Genomic DNA, 850 nt, shown 5'->3' on the forward strand with positions numbered 1-850 from the left:
TCGCCGCGTTGTGGCGAGAGGGGCAGGTCGGCCGTCCAGAGGTCGCCGTTCCAGGCCTGCGTCCAGTCCTTGCCGGGTACGGCGGCAGGGACCAGCACCTCGGGTGTCTCTGCGAACAGCGCCAGCGTCTGGCCGCGCGCTGACGCCGGCAGGCCGCGCACGCTCAAGTGCAGGCGATCGCCCTGCACTTGCACTTGGCTGCCCTGGCCGTCGCCCAGCAGCGCCACAGGCTGGTCGGCCTGGCTTTGGGCAAAGGCGGCGGCATTCAGCGCGGTGGAGCCGCGCACGGGCAACTGCAGGGCAAAGTCGCCTTCTTCGGGAATGCACTCGACGCGGCACACCAGCCAGGTGGCGTGCAGGCGCACATCCACCGTGCCGTTGCCGACCAGCGGGGCCTTGAAGGAGGGGCCCACCTGCAGCGGCACGGTCAGCAGCACGGTGCCCTCATAGCCATGGTTGGCCAGGGTGCCGATGCGGATGGTGTGGGGCACGGGCCAGGCGATGTCGCCAGCATCCAGGCCGGCGGGCAGCGTCCAGGTGAGTTCGGTGGGCAGGCCCGAGTCGCCAGGGTTTTTCCAGTAGGTGTGCCACTCTGGCTGGTGGGTGATCTGCAGGCCCAGCCACAGCGGCTGGCCGGGCCCTACGCCCTCGGGCGCGTGCGCCATGAGCTCGGCGCGCACATGGGGCGTGGTGACCACGCTGCCGGCGTTGGCGCCCGATTTGGGACCAAACTGGGCGCTTGCGCCCGTCCATGAAGCGCTCGCAGCTATGAAAAGCAGAGCGAAAAAGAGGCGGGAGAGCAGGCGGTAGGGCATGGTTGCAAAGTGTGAGCGCCGGCGCGGCCGTTGGT

At 69.8% G+C, this 850-nt stretch carries 1 protein-coding gene; it reads right to left on the reverse strand.

Features of this window, described 5'->3' with window-relative positions; genetic code table 11:
• Positions 1-815 (reverse strand): protein-disulfide reductase DsbD domain-containing protein (locus tag ACDELDRAFT_RS23165; RefSeq protein ID WP_005801742.1); only part of this gene is annotated, 815 nt, incomplete at its 3' end.
• Positions 816-850: the final 35 nt, after the last annotated feature.

The sequence above is a fragment of the Acidovorax delafieldii 2AN genome, assembly GCF_000175235.1.
Classification (GTDB): Bacteria; Pseudomonadota; Gammaproteobacteria; order Burkholderiales; family Burkholderiaceae_C; genus Acidovorax; species Acidovorax delafieldii_B.